This is a genomic window from Microbacterium sp. MMO-10 (assembly GCF_037148715.1).
Taxonomy (GTDB): Bacteria; Actinomycetota; Actinomycetes; order Actinomycetales; family Microbacteriaceae; genus Microbacterium.
Genome location: NZ_JBBCSV010000004.1, coordinates 589331 through 612308, shown reverse-complemented (window position 1 = coordinate 612308; position 22978 = coordinate 589331). Strand labels below are relative to the sequence as shown.

Genomic DNA, 22978 nt, shown 5'->3' with positions numbered 1-22978 from the left:
GCGTTACCCTGGGCGCCATGGGAATCCTTCCGGGCGCATGGCGCCGCACCGCGGCCGGCGCCGGCCTGCTCTCCGAGGCCGGCGAGGTCGCCCCCACCATCTTCGCCGAGATCTCCGCGCTCGCGGCCCGCACCGGGGCGATCAACCTCGGGCAGGGCTTCCCGGACGAGGACGGGCCCGCGGAAGTGCTCGAGGCCGCGCGCACCGCCATCCTCGAGGGCGCCAACCAGTACCCTCCGGGGCGCGGCGTGCCCGATCTGCTCCAGGCGATCGCCGAGCATCAGCATCGTTTCTACGGTCTCGAGGTGGATCCGGATCGCGAGGTCGTGGTCACGGCGGGCGCCACGGAGGCGATCGCCGCGGCGCTCCTCGCGCTCGTGGACGGGCCCGCCGACGAGATCGTGGTGTTCGAGCCGTACTACGACTCCTACGCCGCCATCGCGGCGCTGAGCGGCGCGACCCTGCGCACCGTGCCGCTGCGCCTGCCCGATTTCCAGCCCGACCTCGAGGAGCTCGCCGCGACGGTGACGGATCGCTGCCGCGTGATCCTCGTGAACGATCCGCACAACCCGACCGGCGCGGTGCTCAACGACGCCGCGCGGGCGGAGATCGTGCGCCTCGCACACGCGCACGACGCGATCATCGTCACCGACGAGGTGTACGAGCACCTCTCGTTCACGGCGCCGCATGTGCCGATCGCGACCCTGCCGGGCGCCGCCGAGCGCACGCTCACGATCTCCTCCGCGGGCAAGACCTTCGCGGTCACCGGATGGAAGATCGGCTGGATCCACGGGCCGGCCGAGCTCATCACGGCCGTGCTCAGCGTCAAGCAGTTCCTCACCTACGTCAACGGAGGCCCGTTCCAGCCGGCGGTCGCCGTCGGATTGCGCCTGCCCGAGACGTTCTTCACCGATGCGGCGGAACGACTGCGGGCGAAGCACGACCTGCTCGCGGAGGGCCTCGCCGCGGCGGGCTTCGAGGTGCACCGCCCCGACGGCGGCTACTTCACCGTCGCCGACGCGACCGCGATCGGGGGCGTCGATGCGGATGCGTTCTGCCGGACCCTCCCCGAGCGGATCGGCGTGGCCGCGATCCCGCTCACGGCGTTCGTGCGCCCCGAGCACCGCGACGCCTACCGGGGCCTCGTCCGTTTCGCCGCGTGCAAGCGGCCCGAGGTGATCGCCGAGGCGTCGGAGCGGCTGGCCGGGCTGCGGTAGTCCGCGCGCCGCGATCAGCGCGGCGAGACCCGGTAGCGCCGCAATCGCAGCACGGGGTTGACCTCGCGCACCCGTGCGACCGCGGCGGGATCGAGCTCGGCGACCGCGATCCCCTCCCCCGTGCCGACCCCGGCGACGACGACGCCCTGCGGATCGACGACCGCGGAATGACCGACTCCCACCGGCACCGGGTGATCGGCCGCGACGACGTAGGCCGTGCTCTCGATCGCCCGCGCCGCGAGGAGAGTGGTCCAGTGGTGCTCCTTGAGCGGACCGCGCACCCACTCGGCGGGGATGACGAGCACGTCGGCCCCGGCGTCGACGAGGGTGCGCGCCACCTCGGGGAAGCGCAGGTCGTAGCAGGTCATCAGCCCGAACGTCAGGGCGTCCACGACGAACGTCGCCGCTCCCCCGACCCGGCCCGGCTCGATCCACCGCGACTCGGTCTGCCCGAACGCATCGTACAGGTGCTGCTTGCGGTAGACCGCCAGGATGCCCGTGGCATCCACCGCGACGACCGCGTTGCGGATCCGCCCCTCGTCCGCGCGCTCCACCAGCCCCGCGACGATCACGACGTCGTACCGCCCGGCGAGGCGGCGCAGCTCACCGGTGAACTCGCCGTCGAGGTCCTCCGCGTTCGCGGCGAGGGTCTCGTCGAACGGGTCCACGAAGTAGCTCGAGTACTCCGGCAGCACGACCACCCGCGCCCCGCGCGCCGCCGCGCCTGCGACGAGCGCGCCGATGCGCTCGCGGTTGGCGGAGCGATCCGCCACGGGCGAGAACTGGCAGACGGCGACGATCACGGATCCGGAGGACATGGATCCATCATCCCGTACGGGCGACGACCGCGCCCGGCCGGGACGGCGCCCGCGTCAGAGCTCCCAGCGCCGCATGATCGGCACTCCGACCCGCGACGCGAGCGCGCCGAGCGCGGCGATCGCGCGGCGCGTGGCCGCCGGAAGATGGGCGGCCTGCACGGCGCTGTACTCGATCGCCGGCTCCCCTCCGCGGAGCCGCTTGAACTGCGCGGCGCCCGCGCTGAGGTTGAGCTCGACGCCCCGCTGCCGCGTCGAGCGCAGCACGTGCGCCATCAGCAGACGGTAGAGGCCCGCCTGCTGCGGCCAGGACGTGTCGTAGCCCACGACGGGTGCGGTGAGCGCCGCGCCCTGCCCGAACATGCCCACCACCGCCCGAAGGGTTCCCTCCGCGTCGCGGAAGCCCGCGAGCTCGAGCAGGCCGGCACGATGCCAGGCTCGGAGGAACGCGGCGCTGTAGCGCGGGTTCAAGGTCGAGTACTTGTGCAGGTAGAGCTGCGCGTACAGTCGCTCGGCCTGCGCGAAATCCTCCTCCGTGAAAGCGTCGTGGTGGACCGCGGTGAGCTCCGTGCGGTCGAGAAGCCGCAGATCGCGGCGCAGGTCCCGGCTCGGGCGCGCCGCGGAGAGATCGCGGAACAGGTAGACCTGACGGCTCGGGATGAGCGTGAAGCCCGCCTCCGCGGCCGCGCGCAGCCAGTCGGGGTGCTGGACGGCGTTCAGCGAGCGGATCCAGATCGCGTGCTCGGGCCAGCGCTCCCGTGCCTCCCGGACGAGCCGGTTCAGGTCGATCCCGGCGAGGTCGGGATGCAGGTTCGTGCTCAGCAGCCAGTTGTCCACCGCCACGGCCCGATCCAGGCGTCGGCGCCGCATGCCGCGGTCCACGCCGGCGATCGTCGCGCGCAGCGGAGGACGCAGCAGCCCGGGAAGAAGCCGCTCCGATTCCTCGAGCGCGTACCGCCCGTAGGTGGTGGTGGGCGAGCACACCCAGGCGTTGCCCGGAGGCTCTGATGCGTCGTTCACGGTGACGGGGAGGATCAGGTCGCCCGCCGTCACCGCGTCGATCCGGGTGACGAGATTGCCGGCGAAGTACGTGGAGTCCTGCCCGCGGTGCACGTCCAGGAACGCCCGCGCCTTCTCCGCGAAGAGCGCGTGCGGCACGCTGCCGGGACGGCTCACTCCGGACCGCCGGGAACGGAGGCCGACGGCGCCCCCGAGAGAGCCGGCCGCGCCTCATCGCCGTCCCACTCGATGTCCGCCGTCGCAGCCTCACGCAGACTCTGCCGCGCGGCGCGCGCCCGCCTGGCATGCCCGGCGAGGTCGCGCAGCCCGCCCCGCAGCGGCGCGCGATCCCCGGCGACCGCCAGCACATCCTCTGCGGCCCGCCGGTCCGCCGCCCACTGCGCGATCCGTCCGGTTCGCACGGCCTCGCGCAGGCCCTCGGTGAGCATCATCGGCGCGATCATCCGCGGCCGCGGATCGATCGGCTCGATGCAGCCGTCGAGCTCGCCGGCGAGCGCCGCGGGCAGCGGGTCGTCCGCCCCGAACAGGTGCAGGCCGCTCGTCGCGCGCGGATTGCACTCGAGCGGGCGGATCCGGCCGTCGGCCTGCCGGATCCAATCCAGCGAGATCTGCCCGGTGAAGCCGATCCCGGCCACCAGCCGCCGTACCTCCGCACGGATGAGGTCGTCCCGAGCGGGGGCGAAGTAGAAGCTCGCACCGCCGGGCATCGACCATCGCGGGCGATACACGGCGTGGGCCAGCACGCGCCCCCGATGGGCCACGGCGTAGGAGCACCGTTCATCGCCGGTGAGCAGCTCCTGCACGACCCAGGCGCCGCCCTCCCCCAGTTCCGGCGCGTCCCGCGGGATGCCCGAGGCATACCGCCGCACGTGCACGCCGAACCGGGAGAACTCGGGTTTGAGCACCACGCCGCGTCCCTGCGCCCATGCGCGCGCCTCGCGCAGCGTGCGCACCCGGGCGGTCTCCGGAACGTCCAGCCCGTGCTCCGCCGCGAGGACCGGGAACTCCGCCTTGCTGTGCAGGCGGCGGAGCGTGCCGAGCTCTTCGGCGAGCACCGACACGTACTCGGGCAGCCGGTGCCGCCACCGCGCGACGTGGAAGACCTCCTCGCACGTCGGCAGGACCAGATCGATCGCGTGCGCGCGCACCGCCCCCTCCAGGTCGGCGGCGAAGCGCTCGGGCTCGCGCCGAGGCGAGGCGAGTCGCACGACCGAGGCGACCGACACCGAGGATCCGCTGATCCGGCAGGGCGCGCTGTCGGCGACCCGCGCGGTCCAGCCCGCGTGCGCGAAGCGGCGGGCGAGATCGAGCGCGACCGGGGCGCGACCGCCCAGGATCAGCACGTTCGGCATGTGCGGCGATCCCTTCGAGCCGGCGCCGTCGCGGAGCGCGCGGCGGGTCCGGCCAGTCTAGGCGCGGCCCACCCGCGGACCTGCGTCGATCCCGCCCCCGAACGGCGCCGCCGTCCGCGGGCGGGAGGAGAATGGGAGCACGGCCCGCGGCACGTCACCGGAGCCGGAGGAGGCGGTCCCCATGACCCCGCTCATCATCCTCAGTGTCGTGGTGATCCTCGCGATCATCGCGTTCTTCCTGTCCGCGCGGATCGTGCGGCAGTACGAGCGCGGCGTGGTGCTGCGCTTCGGCCGTCTGCACAACGTGCGCGAGCCGGGGATCCGGTTCATCCTCCCCCTCGCCGACGTGCTGATCCCGGTGTCGCTGCGGATCGTGACGATGCCGATCCAGTCGCAGGGCATCATCACCAAGGACAACGTCACCGTCGGCGTCTCGGCGGTCGCCTACTTCCGGATCCAGGATCCGGTGAAGTCGGTGATCGCGATCGAGAACGTCCGCGCCGCGATCGATCAGATCGCGCAGACCACGCTGCGCCGGGTCGTCGGCCAGCACCACCTCGACGAGATCCTCTCCGATACGGCGGCGCTGAATGCGAACATCCGCGAGATCCTGGACGTCACGACGGTCGAGTGGGGCGTCGAGGTGACCCTCGTCGAGCTCAAGGACATCCTGCTGCCCGACTCGATGAAGCGCGCGATGGCCAAGCAGGCCGAGGCCGAGCGGGAGAAGAGGGCCAAGATCATCGCCGCGGAGGGCGAGGCGCTCGCCGCCGCTCAGCTGGGCACCGCGTCGGACACGATGATGTCGCACCCCCTCGCACTCCAGTTGCGCACCCTGCAGACGCTCGTCGAGATCGGCGTGGACAAGAACACGCTCGTGATCGCGCCGGCCCCGCTCGTGAACTCGATCGGCGACGTGATGAACCTGATCGATCGGGAGGCGGCGGTCGCGCAGATGCGCGCGCACTAGCGACGGCGGCCGCGATCCAGTCTCCGACGCGCTGAAGAACCCGGGAAAGCCGAAGGCCCCCGATCGGGATTTCTCCTGATCAGGGGCCTTCTCTTGTTGCGGGGACAGGATTTGAACCTGCGACCTCCGGGTTATGAGCCCGGCGAGCTACCGAACTGCTCCACCCCGCGGCACAAGAAATGAGCCTAGCACGGGATTCGGCAGTGCGCGAATCGGGACCCCTTCCGACTACTTCCCGGGCGTGTTGGCGTTGCCCTGCAGCTGGATCAGCTTGTTCACCGCATCGGTGAGCTGCTGATCCGCGGTCGCGAACGCCGCGAGGTCGCCCGCCTTGAGCGCCGCGTCGCGGGCGAGCATGGCCGCCTTGGCGTCCGACAGCGCGGCCTGGAACGCCGCATCCCCCGTGGGAGTCGTCGTGCCCGTCCCGCTCCCGGTGCCGGGCGTCGGCGTGGGCGTCGGGGTGACGTTGCCGTCACCGCCGGTCGCGCCGGCGTCGCCGCCGAAGAGCTGATCCAGCGCCTCGGTGAGGGTGTCCGCGAAAGCGATCTTGTCGCCGAACGCGACCAGGATCTTCTGCAGGCGCGGCACCTGCGTGCCGCCCGAGGACTGCACGAACACCGGCTGCACGTAGAGGAAGCCGCCGCCGACCGGCAGGGTCAGCAGGTTGCCGTGGGTGACCTTGGACTGCCCCTGCTTGAGCAGGTTCAGCTGCTGGCCGACGGTCGGATCCGAGTCGAACGAGTTCTGCACCTGGCCGGGGCCCGGCACGGTCGTATCCGCATCGATCTCCAGCATGCGCAGCTTGCCGTACGAAGCCGACTTCTTGCCCGACGTCGACCCCGCGTCGGCATCCACCGACAGGTATCCCATCAGCACGTTCCGGCTGTTCGCCCCCTGTGATGCGGGGATGAACGTCGTGTACATCGAGAACTGCGTCGCGTCCTGTCCCGGCATCTTCATGCTCAGGTAGTACGGCGGCTGCAGTTCGGGGTTCGCCGAATCGCTCTGCGGGTCGTTCGGGGTCTCCCAGAGGTTGTCCTGGCGCGCGAAGGACGCGGCGTCGTTGACGTGGTAGGTGCCGAGCATGGCGCGCTGCACCTTGAACAGGTCCGTGGGGTAGCGCACGTGGCTCATCAGCTGCGACGACATGTCGCTGATCGGCTTGAGCGTCGACGGGTAGATCTTCTGCCACGTCTTCAGCACCGGATCGGTCGGATCCCAGGCGTACAGGGTCACCTTGCCGTCGTAGGCGTCGACGGTCGCCTTGACCGAGTTGCGGATGTAGTTGATGTCGTCCGTGACGAACCCGGGCTGCGTGTTGACGGAGTCGCTGATGGCCTTGGGCAGGTTCACCGTCGTCGAGTACGGGTAGCTCGAGCTCGTGGTGTAGCCGTCGACGATCCACACGATCCGACCGTCCACGATGCTCGGGTACGGGTCGCTGTCGAGCGTGAGGTAGGGCGCGGCCTTCTGCACGCGCGTCGCCGGGTCCCGGTCGTAGAGGATCTGGGAGTCCGGGTTCACGCTGTCCGAGAAGAGGATCTGCTCGGACTGGAACTTCAGCGCGTACAGGAGCTTCGTGAAGAAGTTGCCGATGCGGGGGCCGCCGTCGCCCGTGAAGGTGGTCTTCGTCTGGTTCTCGCTCGAGTCCTGACCGCGCGGGTAGTCGATCTCGATCGGGGACGTGCCCTTCGGGGCGCCCACGATCGAGTAGGGCGGCGAGTTCTCACCGAAGTACACCCGCGGCTCGAACTTCTCGCTGTTCGTCAGCACGCCCGAGGTCGGGATGCCCCGCTCCAGGAACACCGGCTCGCCGTCGTCCGTGCGCTGGTTGCCCGCCGCGGCGACCAGGCCGTAGCCGTGCGTGTACACGAGCGTGCTGTTGTTCCAGGTCGGGCTGGGGATGCGGTTCGTGTCGATCTCACGGACCGCGACCACCGCGTCCTGCGTCTTGCCGTCGATCGCGTAGCGGTCGACGTCGAGCTTCGTCGGGAACTTGTAGTAGCTGCGGTACTGCTCCAGCTGCTGGAAGGTGGGGCCGATGACGTTCGGATCCATGATCCGGATGGACGCCGTGGTGTCGGCGTCGCTGCGCAGCTGCCCCGTCTCGGCCGTCGTCTGCGCCTTGAACGGCGTGGTCTCCACTCCGTCGATGCCATAGGCGGCCTTCGTCGCCTTCAGGTTGCGCTCGTAGTACTGGGCCTGCAGCTGGTTCTGGTTCGGCTTCACCTGGAACGTGTTCACGGCCCAGGGGTAGGCGATGCCCAGTACGAGCGCGGCGACGATGAGCAGTGCGGTCGCCGCGAGCGGGAAGCGCCAGCGGCCGATCACCGCGGTGACGAAGAACAGGACGGCGACGAGCGCAGCGATGATCGCGAGGATCGCGAGGCCGGGGATCGTCGCGTTGACACCGGTGAACGCCGCACCGGTGATCTTGTCCTCGGGCGCGGTCAGGGTCTTGTACCGGTCGACCCACAGGCTCACGGCCTGGACCAGCAGGTACACGCCGGCGATCACTGCCAGCTGCACGCGCGCGGCCTTGGAGATCCGCAGCTCCCCCTGGCCGATGCGCACCGAGCCGTAGAGGTACAGCACCAGGGCTGACACCAGCAGGCACAGGATCAGGACGGCGGAGACGAAGCCGAGCAGCGCCTCGTAGAAGGGCAGGTCGAACAGGTAGAACCCGGTGTCGAGATGGAACTGGGCATCGGTCTGCCCCGTGGCGGTGCCGTTCGCCCACTGCCACACGATCTCCCACTGCCCGGCCGCGGCGAAGCCGGCGAACAGGCCGAAGAACACCGGCATCCCCCACATCGCGAGGCGCCGCAGCGGCTCCACGACCTCCTGATAGCGGTCGAGCTGCGAGCTCAGACGCACGTACACGGGGCGCAGGCGATAGGCCAGCTGGATGGCGACGAACATCGGCGCCGCCATTCCGAGGAAGCCGACCACGAACATCGTGGCCGTGGCGATCCACCGGGTGGTGAGCACCTGGGCGAAGTTCAGCTGGTCGTACCAGAGGAAATCGGTGTACATCGTCGCGAACACGAAGAACGCGGCGATGAGCACGGCGAGGATCACCACCGTCGCGAGGACGATGCGTCGGGCAGTTCGGGGCGCGGCCGGTGCGGGTGAGGTCACCGTTCCATCCTAGGTCGGCGGATTCCCGTCGTCCTGAGCGCAGCCGCGGCCGGCTTCGCCCGTCGCGAACGCACCCCCGCCTGCGGCGGCTACTTCTTGACGTCGGCGGCGGTGCAGGCGGGGAGCTTCGCGACGTCCCCGCCGTCGGCGATGACCTTCAGCGCATCCAGCGACTGGCTCAGGCTGTCGGTGCGCACGACCGTGAGGCCCGAGGGGATGTGCCCGTAGACCTCGTCGCAGTTGGATCCCGGCGCGAGGAAGTAGGTCGCCCCCGCGGAGCGGGCGCCGTAGAGCTTCTGCCTGATGCCGCCGATGGGACCGACCGTGCCGTCGGCGGTGATGGTGCCGGTGCCCGCCACCTGCTTCCCGCCGTTGAGCGCACCGGGGGTCATGGTGTCGATGATCCCGAGCGCGAACATCATGCCGGCGCTCGGCCCGCCCACGTTGTCGAGCTGCAGCTTCACGTCGACCGGGAAGCTGTACTCCTGCTGCAGGGTGATCCCGAGCAGCCAGCGGCTCGTACCGTCGACGGTCTGCTCCCGCGGGGTGACCGAGACGTCCTGGCGCTGTCCGTCGCGCTCGATCGTGAGCGTGACCGGGGATCCCTTCGCGTCCTGGATCTCGGCGCGCATCGCGTCGGAGTCGGCGGGGTTGGCGCCGTTCACGGCCACGACCGTGTCGTCCTTCTGGAGAATACCGTGCGCCGCGCCGTCATCGGTGACCGAGGCCACCTGGATCGTCACCGGGACCGTGTAGCCCAGCTCGCGCAGGGCCGCGGCCGTCGCCTCCTGCTGCGAGTCGACCATCATCAGCTGGTTCGCCTGATCGCGCTGGGTCGTGGTGACGCCCTGCGGGAACACCGCGTCCACCGGGACGACCGCCTTGGACGAGTCGAACCAGGCCAGCACGATCTGCATCCAGCTCGGCGGCGCCTCCCTGTTGCCGACCACCTGGACGGTGGTGAGGTCGAGCGCGCCCTTGGTCGGGTGCGTCTCGGCGCCGCTCACGGAGATCAGCGGCACGCTCTTGCCCTGGGCGTCCTTCACCTCGCCCAGCGTGTTGAAGACCGGCCCCGGCTGCTCGATCACGTACGGGAGCGGAAGGAACGTGAGCACCAGCAGCGCCGCGAGCGAGGCGATGAACGCGATGAGACCGATCCGACCTGCGCGGCTGGAGCGCGTGCTCGTCACTGTGTCTCCCCCCGGGGTCGTGGATGCTCGTTCGCGAGCGGCGTACAGCGGGGCGGCCCGGTTCGGGGCACTCCCACTGGTGGTGCAACTAGCGTAGTCAGCACGGGCTATACACGTGCTGAGAGGGCTCCCCATGGCTGACAACGACCCGAACCCCGACGACTTCATGGAGATGCTGCGCCGCATGCTCGGCGGATCGGCGGAGGGCCTCGATCTGAGCGCCCTGCAGGGCATGGAGGGGCTGAACATCGACCCCGCCATGATGCAGCAGCTGATGCAGCAGATGCAGCACGCGATGAGCGGCGACCCCTGGGAGACCGCGCTGCGCCAGGCGCTGCACATCGCCAACCGCGACGGACTGGGCATCGACTCCGGAGCGCGGTCGTCGATCGCCGACGCGTTCGCCCTCGCGGACCTGTGGGTCGGCGAGGCGACCACGATCTCCGAGCTGGGCTCGCCTCCGCGCGCGCTCACCCGCGGCGAGTGGGTCGAGCAGACCATGCCGGTGTGGAAGGAGGTCGCGGCCCCGGTGTCCACGAGCATCGCCGACGCGCTGATGAGCGCGCTCGAGGGGCAGACCCCGGAGGAGATGCAGGGCGCCGTGCAGGGCGCGGGCCGTCTCATGCGCGGCATCGGCAGCTCGGTGTTCGCGATGCAGTTCGGCCAGGTGCTCGGCAACCTGTCGCTCGAGGTGGTCTCGGGCGGCGACGTCGGGATCCCGGTCCTGCCCGCGGGCACCGCGGCCGTCATCCCGCAGAACCTGTCGGCGTTCGGCGAGGGCCTGGAGATCCCCGAGGACCAGATCGCGCTGTACCTCGCGGCCCGGGAGATCGCCTACGCCCGCCTCTACCGGCACGCGCGCTGGCTGCACCTGCACGTGATGACCCAGATCACCGAGTTCGCGAAGGGCGTGACCGTCGACGTCGCCAAGCTCGAGGACGTGGCGGGGCGCCTGGACCCGTCCAACCCGGAGGAACTGCGCGAGGCGATCGAGGGCGGCGCGCTCCTGCCCGAGCTCTCCGAGGTGCAGCGCGAGGCGCTGGAGCGCCTGGAGAACCTCATCGCCACGATCGACGGCTGGGTCGACGTGGTCACCACGCAGGCGACGTCCCGCCTGCCCGACAGCGTCCGCATCGCGGAGGCCGCCCGGCGGCGCCGCGCGGCAGGCGGTCCGGCCGAAGACGCTCTCGGCGCGCTGGTCGGGCTGAAGATCCGTCCCCGCCGGCTGCGCGAGGCCGCGGCGATGTGGCGCGCGGTCACCGACGCGGTGGGTGTGGAGGCCCGCGACGCCCTCTGGGACTACCCCGATCTGATGCCGGACGCCTCGGACATCGACGACCCCGCCGCACTGGTGGCGCGCCTGCAGGCGCGCGCCCGGGGCGAGCAGCCGGTGCAGGACGAGATGGACGAGGCGCTGGAGCGCCTGCTCCGGGGCGACGACTTCGGCGGCCCCGATGCCCCCGGCGACGACCCCGCACCGGACGCACCGGCGTCGGACGGCCCGGACGGCGGATCCGGCGAGAAGCCGGTCTGAGCGAGTTCTCCACCGATTCCGGAACGGGATCCGGCCGCGGCGGCGATGCGGTCATGATCGGGACATGCCCACGATCCGACTCGACCCCGCGCTGCCCGTGCTGTGGCGCGATGCCGACTGCGTGCAGCTCGGCGCCGACGCCGCTCTGACGCTGTCCGTGGACGGACCATGGATCCCGCGGATGCTGCAGAAGCTGACGCACGGGATCGACGAGCGCGCGTTCGAAGTGGTCGCCCACGGCCTCGGCGCGCCGCTCCCCGCGGCACGCCGGCTCCGCGCCCTGCTCGGTCCGGCTCTCGTCGGCGATCTCCCCCGCTCCCTCGTGCGCCTCGACGCCGCCGCGGTCGGCGTGCGCACAGCGCTGCGGCTGGAGGAGGCGCTCGCGGACGCGGGCGTCGACGTCACCGACGCCCGCGACGCCGTCACCGTGGTGGTGCGCCACGGTGCGGTGGCGGCGCGGGATGCGATCGGTCTCCTCGCCGACGACCGCCCTCATCTCCCGGTCGCCATCGACGCCGGAGGATCCACGGTCGGCCCCCTGGTGGTGCCGGGGAGCACGCCGTGTCTCTCCTGCCGCGACGGCCACGATCGCGCGCGGGACCCCGCCTGGGCGGCCCTGCACGTGCAACTGCTGGAGCGCGATCCGGGACGGGTGCCGTTGCGTGCCGTCGCCGCGGCCGCGGACGCGGCGGCGGACCTCCTCGCCGTGCGAGCCGAGTCGGAGCGGGACGGATCCGGCCGGCGGATCAGGATCCGCCGCGACGGGACCCGATCATCGCAGACGGCGGAATTTCACGCAGACTGCCTCTGCCGATCTCCGCGAGAAAGCGCGAGGGACGCCGCCCTGCCCGATTCACGTCGCGCGACCAGGTCAGCGTCAGCGCTCGCGCGGCCCGCGTGACACCGACGTACGCGAGGCGCCTCTCCTCGTCGATCGCCTCGAACCCGCTCGCGTACGAGATCGGCAGGAGCCCCTCCGAGCACCCCACCAGATACACCTCGGGCCACTCGAGACCCTTCGCCGCATGCAGCGTGGACAGGGTCACGGTGCGCAGCACGGGTTCGTGCTGGTCCTTGGCCCGCGCGAAGAGGTCGTCGGCGAAATCGCGCATCGTGGTGCCGACGGGCGCGTCCTCGGCGAGACGCAGCACCGCGCGTCGCGCCTCCCAGGCGTCGCGCAGGGCTCCGCCGGCCTCGGGAGGGTCGTCGCTGTACCCGAGACCGCGCAGCACATCCCGCACCGCGGCGAGGAAGGAGTGCTGCTGCGGGGCCACGGCGGCCGCCCGCAGGGCCTGCACGGCCTGGCGCACCTCCGGCAGGTCGAAGAAGCGCTTGCCGCCGAGCACGGTCGCGGCCACGCCGGTGGCGGCGAGCGCCTGCAGCAGCGCCGCGGACTGCGAATGCGCCCGGTAGAGCACCGCGATCTCCTCGGGCGGCACGCCGGACGCGATGCGGCCCGCGATCGCGGCTGCGACCCCGCGGGCCTCGTCCGCGTCGTCGTCGAACGCGACGACCACCGCGGTCTCCGCCACCGCGTGCTCCGCGGGCGCCCCGGCCTGCGACGCAGCCGGCTGTACCGCAGGGACGAGCTCGAGGGCTCCGGGGCGTCCCTTCATCAGAGCGTTCGCGACGTGCAGCACTCCCTCGGCGGAGCGGTAGTTGGTCTCCAGCCGCACGACCGTGGCATCCGCGTGCCGCCGGGCGAAGTCGAGGAGGTAGCCCTGATCGGCGCCGGCGAACGAGTAGATGGTCTGGGACGCATCGCCCACGACGCAGAGGTCGCCCCGATCGCCGAGCCACAGCTCCAGCAGACGGTGCTGCAGCGGCGAGACGTCCTGGTACTCGTCCACCGTGAAGTGCCGGTACTGCTCGTGCACGGCCGCCGCCACCCGCGGTTCGGCCTCCAGCATGCCGGCGCAGGCGAGGAGCACGTCCTCGAAGTCGAGCTGATGCCGGTCGTCCTTGAGGGTCTCGTAGGCGCGGGAGAGATCGGCGACCTGACCGGGATCCAGCCGGCCGATCGATCGGCCGCGGGCGGCCGCCTCCTCGATCGAGAGCATCGAGACCTTGCGCCACTCGATCGCGGACGCCAGATCCCGCAGCGTCGCCGTGTCCGGCCGCAGCCGCAGCATGTCGGCGGCCTGCGCGAGCAGGCGGACCTTGTTGTCGACGATCGCCGGGGCCGGGGCACCGGCCAGCTGCGGCCAGAAGAAGCCGAGCTGCGCGAGCGCCGCCGCGTGGAAGGTACGCGCGGAGACGCCCTGCACCCCGAGGCCGCGGAGGCGACCCCGCAGCTCGCCGGCCGCCTTCGCGGTGAACGTCACCGCCATCACCCGTGCCGGGGAGTACGCGCCGGTCTCCACGCCGTGCGCGATGCGATGCGTGATCACGCGCGTCTTGCCGGTCCCTGCCCCTGCGAGGACCGCCACCGGTCCGCGCAGCACCGATGCGGCCTCCCTCTGGCGTTCGTCGAGTCCGTCGAGCGCGCTCACCGCCGATACCAGTCGACGATGAGGCGATGGGCGATGGACGCCTCGCCCGGAAGCCCCACGGGCCCGTCTCCGGCGAGGGCGGATCCGATCTCGGCGCGGCTCAGCCAGCGCACGTCGATGATCTCCTCGCCGTCGCCGTGCACCTCGGCGTCGTCGACGGCCGTCGCGTGGAAGCCCACCATGAGCGAGCGCGGGAACGGCCACGGCTGCGACGAGAAGTACGTCACATCGCGCACGCGCACCCCCGCCTCTTCGAACAGCTCGCGGTGCACGGTGGTCTCCAGCGCCTCCCCCGCCTCGACGAAGCCGGCGAAGCAGGAGTAGAAGCGGCCCTTCCACTGCGCGTTGGCCCCGAGCAGGAGCCGCTCGCCGTCGGCGCTCTGCACGGCGACGATGACGGCCGGGTCGGTGCGGGGGAAGTGCTCGCGTCCGCAGGACCCGCAGTGCCGGGACCAGCCGTTCTGCCGCAGCTCGGCCGGGCTGCCGCACGCGGGGCAGAAGCCCGCGTCGCGCAGCCAGCCGGCCAGGGCGATCGCCGCGACGACAAGCTCGCCGTCGGCCGCGTCGACGAGGGGAAGCGCCTCGCGCAGATCGCTCCAGCGCGGAGCCCAGGATCCATCGGCGTCGGTGTCGTCCTCCGGCTCCTGCAGCGCGAGCAGCAGCCCGCTGCCGTCCGCCCTGCGGCCCAGCAGCGCCCACTCGCGGGTGCGGGCCAGCACGGCGTCGTCGGCCGGCACCAGGATGAGGCCGTCGCCCAGGGGCACCCGGCGCTCGCGCACCACCAGGACCCGGGTGCGGGGATCGGCGCGCAGGCGCGGCAGCGTCTGCGGATCGTCGCGCCACTCCGCCGCGCGGTCGAGCGATGCGCCCTCGGAGGCGGTGTCGGCGAGAGGCGCCACGCCGACGGCGGATGGTTCGGGGACGGTCTCCGGCACGGTCACGACTCCCCTTCTCACAGGCGTGGCGGGCCCTGTGCGGACGAGGCTCGACCTACCCTGGTGACATGGCTCGCTCACCCTTCACTCTAGCCGCGGCGGTCACGGCGGCGGTGCCCGGAGCCGATGTCGTCGGCGTCCGCGCCCTGTCATCGGACGGCGACGCCCGTTTCGACTCCGCCGTGGCGACCCTCGCGGACGGCACGGAGGTCGCGATCCGCGCCTCGAACGATGACGAGACCGCCTCCGAACTCGCCCGGGAGAGTCTGGCGCTGCGCGCGCTGACCCCCGGCGCCCGCTCGATGCTGCGCTTCGACGCGCCGGAGCACCTGGGCGACGGCCGGGTCGGCGACGCCCGCGCCCTCGTCACCACGCTGCTCCCCGGCTTCCAGATCGACGCCGCCGACGTGCCGCCGGGTCCCGGCGCCGCGGTGGCGATCGGCAAGGCCATCGCCGGCGTGCATGCGCTGCCGGCCTCCGTGGTGCGCGGGGCGGGCCTCGCCGAGCGCACCCCCACGGACGCCCGCGACGACGTCCGCGTGCTCATCGACCGCGCCGCGGCCACCGGACGCGTCTCGGCGCGGCTCACCGTGCGCTGGCGCGAGGCGGTCGACGCCGACGACCTGTGGCGGTTCGAGTCCGCGGTCACCCTCGGCGGTGCGCATGCGGAGTCGTTCCTCTTCGCCGATGACGACGAACGCGGTCCGCGCGTCACGGGGGTGCTCGGCTGGCACGCGCTCGCGATCGGCGACCCCGCCGTCGACCTCGCCTGGCTCACCATGGCCGCGGACGCCCGCGACGACGTGCTGGACGCGTACGCGTCCGCGACGCTGCGCGCCCCCGACGCCGGCCTCGGCATCCGCGCCCGCCTGCTCGCCGAGCTCGAGCTGGCGCGCTGGCTGCTGCACGGCCACGACACCCACCGCCCCGACGTCGTCGACGATGCCGCGCAACTGCTCGATGCCCTGGCGGACGGGATCCACGACGACCTCGCCCCTCGGGCGAGCGCGGGGGCGGGGGTCGACGAGGCGATGTCGGCGCTGGACCGTGTTCCGGCGACGGGGGCCACACGCGTCGACACCTCCATGCAGACCGACGCCTACGATGCCAGCGCCTTCGTGGGGATCACGATGGACGACACGTCCGCGTTCGGTCCGCGGGGGCTGTCGTCCGAGCGCGACTCCGCCGCGGCGGGGGACGAGCACCGGGACTCCGCGGACGCGGCCACCGACGACGCCGCCGACCGGGACGCGCAGGATCTCACCGCGACCGGCGCGCTCGAGGATCTGGATCCGAACGCCACCGAGGACCTCAGCGACCTGCGCCCGTCCGCCGAGGTCCGCGACGACCGCGACTCCCGGGGCGACGAGGACGACCGTCCGGCCCGCTCCGGCACGCTGCTGCCCAGCGAGGGCGGGATCGCCGGCTCGGAAGCGGACGTCGCCGACGCTCACCGTGCGGCGCGCGCCGCGTTCCAGCGCTGGACCAGCGCCTCCTCCGAGTAGACCGTGTCGCCGCGGAGCACGAGGTCGTCGGCGACGTAGAACAGCGCGACGTCGATCTCCTCGAGCGGCACGCCGTAGCGGCGGTGGTACGCGAGCCGATACAGCGCGAGCTGCAGCATGCGCTCCTCGCGCTCCGCCGCAGTGGCCGGCGGTCGCCCCGTCTTCCAGTCGACGATCTCGATCCGCCCCCCGCGATCCGCACGACGATAGACCGCGTCGAGCTTGCAGATGACGATGCGCGGCGGCTCCCCCTCGCCCACCGGGAGCGCGAAGTCGATCTCGGTCTCGACCGCGATCGGCTGCAGCTGCGCCCACTCGCTCCGTTCGAAGACGGCGCGCAGACGGGCGAGGTCCTCGGCGTCCGCACGGGCGATCTCGTCATCGGCCGGGGCGTCCATCCCGCCCGATGCCCCGGGAGCGGCGAAGTCGTCGTCGAGATCCCAGAGCGCATCGTCCAGCGAGGTGCCGACGCCCACGGATCCGGACCGGTGCTCGACCCAGGCGTGGAACAGGGTGCCGAGTCGGGTCTGCCGATAGGGCCGCTCGGGCATCGGCCGGGTGAGGGCGCTGATCGTGCCGCGGTAGTCGGAGACGTAGTCCTTGAACCGCGACGCGGGAACGCGCGTCGGGGCGTCCGCCGCGGTTCCGCGCTGACGGGCCGCGCGCTCGGCGAGCAGTCGCTCGAGCTCCTCCGTCGGCGTGGCGCGCTCCGCATCGGTCATCGCCCGGCGCACCTCCTCGGCCGCCGCGGTCACCCTGCCCCGGCGGGCGCCGAGCGGATCCAGCGGCCACGCGCTGGTCCGCGCAGCCCCCTCGTAGGGGTTCTCCGCACCTTCCGGCTCGCCGATCGGATCGAGGCCGAGCACCTCGATCGCCTCGGCGAGGTAGGGGCTCACCCGGCGCGGGTTCTTCTGCCCCGACCAGTGCGCGCCGGTGAGGAGCAGGTCGGTGCGCGCGCGGGTGACGGCGACGTACGCGAGCCGCCGCTCCTCGGCCCGCTGATAGTCGCGATAGGCGTCCTTGAACCGCCGCAACGCCCCGCCATGCGGATACTCCTTGGTCTCCCCGGCGAGGAGGGAGGCCTTCGCGGCCTTCTCCCGCTTCGCCGGATCCGGCCCCGCGGCCTCGCGCGCCGCCTCGGGATCCCAGGAGAACCGCGGCAGGGCCGCCGCGTCGCCGCGCAGCGCGAACGGCACCACGCCGAAACCGAACCAGCCCTGCGTGTCGGCGATGCGGCCGGGCAGCTCGTCCTCGACGAGGCGGACCACCGCCACCGCATCCCATTCCAGCCCCTTCGAGCCGTGGATCGTCAGCAGCTGCACGACGCCGGGCTCGGGCGGCTCCGTGCGGGGCATCAGCTCGTCGGCGACCTCGGCCTTGTCGAGCCAGGCGAGCAGGCTGGAGATCGTGCCCCGGTCGTCGGCGGCGAGGAACGCGCGCACCTCGTCTCCGAAGGCGCGCAGCTGGGTCGCCGCGACCCTGGCGGGCCCGCGCGTCTCGTTCACGGCGAGCTCGATGTCCAGCCGCAGCTCGATCTCGATGAGCCGGATCAGCTCGAGGATCGGCTGCCCCGCGGCGCGCCGCAGCCGCTCCAGCAGGTCTCCGGCCTGGCGCAGTCTCGCCCGCCCCTCCGCGCTGATCCCCTCCAGGAGCCGGTAGTCGTCGCGCGCGGTGCGCACGAAGTCGACGGCGTCCACGATCGAGACCGCCTCGTCCGCGCCCTGGGAAGAGCGCAGCCGCTGCTTGAGCTCGTCGCCGAGGGGCGCGAGCGCGCCGTCGCGCTGGGCGAGCTGCGCGGCCAGGTCGTAGAGCGCGCCCATGTCGGCGACGCCGATGCCGAACCGCGGCCCCACCAGCAGCCGGATCAGGGCGGATCCGGCCGTCGGGTCGTGGATCACCCGCAGAGCGGAGACGACGTCGACCACCTCGGGCGTCGCGAGCAGTCCGCCCAGCCCGAGGATGCGGTGCGGGATGCCCCGGGCGGCGAGCCCGGCCGCGAACGTCTGCATGTGCCGCTTCGAACGGAACAGGATCGCGCCCGTGTGCGGCCGCCCCGCGGCCGCTTCGTCGTGCGCGGCACGGCGATCCGCGAACCAGCGCGCGACCTCGTCGGCCTCGTCGTCGACGGTCTCCGGGAAGCGGACCTCGACGCGGCCCTGCCCCGATCCCGGACGCGGCTCGAGCGCGGGCACGTCCAGTCCCGGCCGCTGCAGCGGCTCGAGCACGCGGTTCGCGACGTCGAGGATCCGCGCATCGTTGCGCCAGCTGGTCATGAGCGAATAGCTCGCCGGCGCCTGCTCCTCGGCGAAGGTGCGCCCGAACGCGTAGAGGTTGTCCGCGCTCGCGCCGCGCCAGCCGTAGATGGACTGATGCGGGTCGCCCACCGCCATCACGGCGCCGTCGCGGAACAGCGCCGACAGGAAGCGGGTCTGGATGACCGACGTGTCCTGATACTCGTCCAGCAGCACGACCCGATGCTCGGCGCGCAGCTGCGCGCGCACCTCGGGCGAGGCCTCCACGATGTCGAAGGCGCCGCCGACCTGATCCGCGAAGTCGAGCACGCCGCGGCGCTCCTTCTCGGCCCTGTAGTCGCGGACGAGTCCGGTGAGGACGGGCATCGCCCGCAGGTTCGCGACGATCTTGTCCAGGTCGGTCTGCGGCAGGAAGGGCTCGAACTCGTCCGCCTGGCGGGCGGCGATGCGCATCATCGCATCCAGGTCGACGCGATGGTCGAGCACGTCCCCGGCGAGGCGCTGCACGGCGTCGATCACCCCCGTCGCGCTGCGCTCGATGTCGCCGAGCCCTGCATGATCCGAGCGCAGCACGACCGCCCGCGCGATGAGCCACGATGCCGACTGGCTGAGCATCGCCGAATCCGGGTCGCGGCCGATGTGCGCGGCGTGCTCGCGCACGATGCCATCCGCGAACGCGTTGTAGGTCGACACCCGGGGCCGGCTGATGAGGTCGTCCGCGGAGCGCGGGGCGGTCGGATCCCAGCCGGTGTCGAAGCGCTCGGCGAGCGCGTCCAGCACCTCCCGCTGCAGGAGCGCCCGCTGAGCGGGCGTGCGAGCGGCGTCCAGGCGGGCGAGGGCGCCGGTCGCGACGATCTCCGGCAGATGCGGCAGCAGGCCGCGTCGGCCGTACTCGTCGATGCGGTCCAGGCGCAGTGCGATCCGCTCGGCCAGCTCCCCCGCGGCCTTGCGCGTGAACGTGAGTCCGAGCACCTCCTCCCGGGCGACGAGCCCGTTCGCGACGAGCCACACCACGCGGCCCGACATGGTCTCGGTCTTGCCGCTGCCCGCACCGGCGACCACGAGCGCCGGTACCGGCGGCGCCTCGATCACCCGCTGCTGCGCCGGGGTCGGCGACGGCAGGCCCAGGGCCGCGGCGATGTCGGTGGCGGCGATGCCGTGCCCGCCCTCCCAGCCGGCCGCTCCCGTCGCCGCGCTCACGCGCTCACCGCCGGGATCGTGTGGATCCGGCAGATCTCGACCCGGTTCGCGGAGGTGTCCGCGCAGTGCGCCTCGACCTGGGCGGTGAAGCTCGACGCGGCCATGCCGCGGCCCGCCTCGACGACGCGGTCCAGGAACCGCTCGCGGGCCTCGTCCTCCAGCCGGTGCTGGTGCGCGACCCGGTAGGTGCTCCGGCCGATCGTCTTGGAGACGATCACGAGACGTGCACCGGCCAGCCCGTCCGGATCCGCCCCCGGCACGAGCCCCTCCTCCACCGCCAGCTGATACGCCGCCAGCTGGGCGTGCTCGCGCACCTTGTCCTCCGTCACGTTCGTCTCGCTCTTGCCCGTCTTCAGATCCACCACGACGACCCGCTCCTCGGCGGCGCCTGCCGACATCGGCGCCCAGTTGCGGGCCGGCCCCCGGGCCTCGGCATGGTCGCCGGCCCCGGGCGGATACGCCTCGACCCGGTCGATCGCTCCGCTCACGACCACCTGTCCCGCGGGGCGCTCGGGATCGACCGGATGCGTGCGCGGCTGCGCGTCGGGATCCAGTTCGATCGCGAACCGGAACGTGCCCTCCGCGGAGAGCAGCCGCCCCTCGTCGCGCTGGACCGCGGCGAGGTAGTCGTGGAGGCTGTCCAGGTACTGCTCGGCGCGGCGTCGTTCCTTGGCCGCCATCCAGGGCGCCTCGAAGTCGAGCTCGCCCCAGCGCTCGTCGAGCACCGCCCGCATGCGCTCCCGGTCGCCGTCCGGGACGCGCTCCATCGCCGCATGCACGATCGTGCCGATGCCGGCGGACGGCGAGCTGCTCGTGTCCCCGCCGAGCGCCGCGATCGCCCAGTTCACCCCGCAGGTCTCGAACGCCTCCAGCCGGGACGGCGAGACCCGCACGGAGCCGGTCTCCAGGTCCTCCAGCGGACCGGAATCGGACACGGGCCGCACGCCGAACCACTCCCCCGGATCCGCGCCCGGCACCTCGGCCTCCGCGAGCAGGCGCAGCTGCCCCGCCGCAGCGGCACGCGCCGCCGGATCCGCCGAGGTCGTGAGCACCCGGCGGTGCCGGGCCACGAGCCCGCGCAGCGTGAGCGGGTGCGCGTGCCGCTCGTCGACCGGCAGCGGATCCGGCAGGAAGCCGAAGAACGCGCTCGGACTCTGATCGTCGTCGTCCACGGCGGTCACCAGCAGCCGATGGCGGGCGCGGGAGGCCGCGCGCACGAAGAGGCGCAGCTCGTCATGGAGCGCGGCGCGGCGCCGGTCGAGCGTGGAGTGCACGTGCTCCGGCTCTCCCGAACGCGCGGCACCGGTCGCCTCGGCGAGCCGCCAGGTCTCGAGCAGGCCGCCGCGCAGCCGCACGTTCGGCCACACCCCGTCCTGCACGCCCGCGATGACGACGGCGTCGAACTCGGTGCCGAGCGCGGTCGCCGGCGTCATCAGGGTCACGGTCCCCGGCCGCTCCGGCGCCGAGAGGGAGTCCTCCGGCACCTCGCTGTCGAGGATGTCGTGGATGAACGCCTCAGGGCCCTTCTCCGGCGCGCGCTCGACCGATCGCTTCGCCGCATCGAAGAGGGCGACCAGTGCGTCCAGGGCGCGCGCGGTCTCCGTCCCCGCCGCACCGGATCCCCGCGCCGAACCGCCCGAGCCCGGCCCGTCGGCGATCTCCCGCCAGGCGACGGCGAGCCGACGGCCGTCCGGCGCGCGGGAGCCGTCCCACACCCGCCAGAGCAGCTCATGGATCGTCTCGCCGCGCTGCCAGCCCTCGCGCACCTCGCGCAGCACCGTGCCGAAGCGGTCCGCCATGCGCGCCTCGGCGGTGTCGACGCGGGCGAGCTGAGCGGGCTCCGCGATCCCGTCGCGCAGCAGCAGCCGCGCTGGGGCGGATCCTCCGGCCTCGAGCTCGAGGTGCCGCAGCCGTGCGCGCAGCCGGCGCAGCCCGACGCCGTCCAGCCCTCCGAACGGCGTCCGCAGCGCCTCGGCGAGCAGCTGCGGGTCGCGCTCGGCCGGCTCCGTGAGCGCGAGTCGGACGATGCCGACGATGTCGCGCACCACGGTCTCGCTGCCCAGCGGACGCTGCACGCCGGCTGCCCTGGTCGGAACCTCCCGGGCGGCGAGCTCGGCCTCGAGCGCGGCGACCTGGCGGGTGTCGTGCGCGATCACCGCCATCCGCTCCCACCGCACGCCCTGCAGCAGGTGCCATTCCCGCAGCGTCCGCGCGATGAGATCGTGCTCCTCGTGGGGCGAAGGAGCGATGTACGCCTGCACCGCGCCGGGATGATCCGCCGCGTCGGACGCGATGGGGGCTCTGCGGTGCTCGACCCGGCCCGATGCGCCGATCGTCTGCACGACGGTGCGGGTGAGCGCGGTGAGCGGCGGATCCTGCCGATGCGGCTCGTCGAGCACATGGACGTCTCCGAGCATGCCCACCAGCTCCGCGAACAGTTCGGGCCCGGCCCCGCGGAAGGCGCCGGAGGAGATGTCCGGATCCCCGAAGGCGAGCACGGCGACGCCCCGCGCGCGCAGGGCGGCGACCAGCGCCACCCCTCCGGCGGTGAGCTCCTGCGCGTCGTCGATGAGCACCGTGCTCAGCCGGCTCAGGGCGCCCAGCTCGTCCGGTGCTGCGCCGCGCAGGGTCGTGGCGGCCTCGGCCAGCAGGTCGGCTGCGTCCCGGTGCGCGGAGCGGGCGCGGTCCAGCACCCGGCGGTAGGAGCGGGCGAAGGATCCCACCGCGCGCCAGGCGGGACGCTCGGAGGTCTCGAGATCGGCCGGGGTCAGGCCGAGCTCGGTGCACTCGGCGAGGAACGCGCGCAACTCCGATCGGAACGCCCGCGACGCGCGCACGGTGGCGCCGAGGCTCTCCGGCCAGCGGCTGCGGATCCCCTCGCGCTCGTCCTCCGCGTCTCCCGCGAGGAGGTCGGCGATGATCCGGTCCTGGTCGGCGCCGGTGAGCAGCGCGGGCGGCTCGAGGCCCGCATGCACCATGGCCCCGCGCACGAGCTGGAACGCGAAGGACCCGAGCGAGCGCGCCATCGGTCCGGGCGTGGCGACCCGCACGCGCACGCCGATCCGATCGCGCAGAGCGGTGGCCGCCTGCCGGCTGGGCGTCAGCGCGAGCACCTGCTCGGGAGCGAGGCCGCGCTCCAGCAGCGTTGCGACGCGCTCCACCAGCGCATGCGTCTTGCCGGTGCCCGGGGCTCCGATCACCGTGCCGACGGCGTTCGCCGGGGCATCGATCACGGCCGCCTGCGCGGGAGTCGGAGCGGAGGCGTCGGGCATGCCTCCACGCTATCGGCCGCGGCCGACATCGATCCGGCCGAGCAGGACGTCCATCCACGGAGAACATCGAAGCAGCCGGTCTC

13 protein-coding genes and 1 tRNA gene are annotated in these 22978 nt (G+C 72.7%); 4 read left to right on the top strand and 10 right to left on the bottom strand.

Translation table 11 applies throughout. The annotated features are described in order from the left end of the window. The first annotated feature begins 17 nt into the window (after positions 1-17). Positions 18-1217: an aminotransferase class I/II-fold pyridoxal phosphate-dependent enzyme gene (locus WFJ17_RS15555; RefSeq protein ID WP_251447087.1), complete on the top strand. Its 1200-nt coding sequence runs from the start codon at positions 18-20 to the stop codon at positions 1215-1217. 14 nt (positions 1218-1231) lie between these two features. Here WFJ17_RS15555 and WFJ17_RS15550 read toward each other — a convergent pair whose 3' ends face one another. From WFJ17_RS15550 to WFJ17_RS15540, 3 genes are read right to left on the bottom strand one after another with little or no spacing between them, the layout of a single operon-like run. Beyond that, positions 1232-2035 carry a carbon-nitrogen hydrolase family protein gene (locus WFJ17_RS15550; protein WP_292888642.1) on the bottom strand — a complete coding sequence of 268 codons (804 nt, stop codon included), beginning with the start codon at positions 2033-2035 and terminating at the stop codon, positions 1232-1234. Positions 2036-2089: 54 nt separating this feature from the next. Next, entirely contained in the window at positions 2090-3208 is a 1119-nt protein-coding gene (locus WFJ17_RS15545) for a hypothetical protein (RefSeq protein ID WP_336648884.1), read from the bottom strand. Next, positions 3205-4404: a hypothetical protein gene (locus tag WFJ17_RS15540; RefSeq protein ID WP_251447081.1), complete on the bottom strand. Its 1200-nt coding sequence runs from the start codon at positions 4402-4404 to the stop codon at positions 3205-3207. The genes WFJ17_RS15545 and WFJ17_RS15540 overlap by 4 nt, the downstream gene beginning before the upstream one ends. Positions 4405-4585: 181 nt before the next feature. On the opposite strand from WFJ17_RS15540, the gene WFJ17_RS15535 reads away from it, so the two are divergent. After that, a complete protein-coding gene (locus WFJ17_RS15535; protein ID WP_251447079.1) occupies positions 4586-5374 on the top strand; it encodes a slipin family protein in 789 nt (262 codons plus the stop codon). A gap of 96 nt (positions 5375-5470) precedes the next feature. On the opposite strand, the gene WFJ17_RS15530 is transcribed toward WFJ17_RS15535, so the two are convergent. The 3 genes from WFJ17_RS15530 to WFJ17_RS15520 form a co-directional block, all read right to left on the bottom strand. Next, positions 5471-5544: transfer RNA gene (locus tag WFJ17_RS15530), tRNA-Met, on the bottom strand. A 58-nt stretch (positions 5545-5602) separates the two neighbouring features. Continuing rightward, positions 5603-8515, bottom strand: coding sequence for a UPF0182 family membrane protein (locus WFJ17_RS15525; protein ID WP_336648883.1), 2913 nt, complete (start codon positions 8513-8515; stop codon positions 5603-5605). Between the two features lie 89 nt (positions 8516-8604). Beyond that, positions 8605-9705: a YlbL family protein gene (locus WFJ17_RS15520; protein ID WP_336648882.1), complete on the bottom strand. Its 1101-nt coding sequence runs from the start codon at positions 9703-9705 to the stop codon at positions 8605-8607. Positions 9706-9838: 133 nt separating this feature from the next. Between WFJ17_RS15520 and WFJ17_RS15515 the strand changes: the two genes are divergently transcribed. After that, a complete protein-coding gene (locus WFJ17_RS15515) occupies positions 9839-11239 on the top strand; it encodes a zinc-dependent metalloprotease (RefSeq protein ID WP_292888653.1) in 1401 nt (466 codons plus the stop codon). Positions 11240-11985: 746 nt separating this feature from the next. Here the strand turns inward: WFJ17_RS15515 and WFJ17_RS15510 are convergent. Both WFJ17_RS15510 and nudC read right to left on the bottom strand, forming a co-directional pair. Then, positions 11986-13731, bottom strand: a complete 1746-nt coding sequence (locus WFJ17_RS15510) for an ATP-dependent helicase (protein ID WP_336648881.1) — start codon at positions 13729-13731, stop codon at positions 11986-11988. Further along, positions 13728-14672, bottom strand: a complete 945-nt coding sequence (nudC, locus tag WFJ17_RS15505; protein ID WP_336648880.1) for an NAD(+) diphosphatase — start codon at positions 14670-14672, stop codon at positions 13728-13730. The genes WFJ17_RS15510 and nudC overlap by 4 nt, the downstream gene beginning before the upstream one ends. Positions 14673-14734: 62 nt before the next feature. Between nudC and WFJ17_RS15500 the strand changes: the two genes are divergently transcribed. Further along, a complete protein-coding gene (locus WFJ17_RS15500; protein ID WP_336648879.1) occupies positions 14735-16171 on the top strand; it encodes a hypothetical protein in 1437 nt (478 codons plus the stop codon). Here the strand turns inward: WFJ17_RS15500 and WFJ17_RS15495 are convergent. Together WFJ17_RS15495 and WFJ17_RS15490 are read right to left on the bottom strand one after the other, a co-directional pair. After that, positions 16117-19623 (bottom strand): ATP-dependent DNA helicase, encoded by a 3507-nt coding sequence (locus WFJ17_RS15495; RefSeq protein ID WP_336648878.1) that lies wholly within the window; start codon positions 19621-19623, stop codon positions 16117-16119. The two genes, WFJ17_RS15500 and WFJ17_RS15495, sit on opposite strands and share 55 nt — an antisense overlap. Further along, the gene (locus WFJ17_RS15490; protein ID WP_336648877.1) at positions 19620-22895 is read right to left on the bottom strand and encodes an ATP-dependent helicase; all 3276 of its coding nucleotides are present in this window, start codon (positions 22893-22895) and stop codon (positions 19620-19622) included. Before WFJ17_RS15490 ends, WFJ17_RS15495 begins: the two co-directional genes overlap by 4 nt. Positions 22896-22978 lie beyond the last annotated feature (83 nt).

Excerpts from the sequence above, each read along its gene's own strand:
- WFJ17_RS15555 (WP_251447087.1), top strand. The coding sequence starts at position 18 with ATGGGAATCCTTCCGGGCGCATGGCGCCGCACCGCGGCCGGCGCCGGC.
- WFJ17_RS15550 (WP_292888642.1), bottom strand. The coding sequence starts at position 2,035 with ATGTCCTCCGGATCCGTGATCGTCGCCGTCTGCCAGTTCTCGCCCGTG.
- WFJ17_RS15540 (WP_251447081.1), bottom strand. The coding sequence starts at position 4,404 with ATGCCGAACGTGCTGATCCTGGGCGGTCGCGCCCCGGTCGCGCTCGAT.
- WFJ17_RS15535 (WP_251447079.1), top strand. The coding sequence starts at position 4,586 with ATGACCCCGCTCATCATCCTCAGTGTCGTGGTGATCCTCGCGATCATC.
- WFJ17_RS15515 (WP_292888653.1), top strand. The coding sequence starts at position 9,839 with ATGGCTGACAACGACCCGAACCCCGACGACTTCATGGAGATGCTGCGC.
- WFJ17_RS15500 (WP_336648879.1), top strand. The coding sequence starts at position 14,735 with ATGGCTCGCTCACCCTTCACTCTAGCCGCGGCGGTCACGGCGGCGGTG.
- WFJ17_RS15490 (WP_336648877.1), bottom strand. The coding sequence starts at position 22,895 with ATGCCCGACGCCTCCGCTCCGACTCCCGCGCAGGCGGCCGTGATCGAT.